The organism is Amphritea pacifica (assembly GCF_016924145.1).
Taxonomy (GTDB): domain Bacteria; phylum Pseudomonadota; class Gammaproteobacteria; order Pseudomonadales; family Balneatricaceae; genus Amphritea; species Amphritea pacifica.
On record NZ_JAFFZO010000231.1, the window covers coordinates 1 to 255 of the forward strand.

The window sequence follows — 255 nt, forward strand, 5'->3', positions numbered from 1 at the left end:
TTCCACCTCAACTTTCTGGAAGTGCTTTTTGTTTGCGTTGGCTTTGAGGTGAGTGGAATCAGTATAAAGGGTGTGCCCCCCGACCAGCTTGCGCTTTATGGCTTGCAGCACAATTTCATCGAAAATATTTTGATAGATATCTGAGTCTTTAAAGCGACGGATACGGTTCGCGCTCAAGGTTGACGCATCAGGTACTTTGTCTGTCAGGCTCAAGCCTAAGAACCATCGATAAGCGACATTCACCTGAACGTCGCG

Annotated in this window: 1 protein-coding gene; it reads right to left on the minus strand. The window is 47.1% G+C overall.

The features are described from left to right. Nucleotides 1-255, minus strand: a 255-nt coding sequence (locus JW499_RS23275) for a transposase (protein ID WP_205212566.1), incomplete at both ends; no start/stop codon positions are given.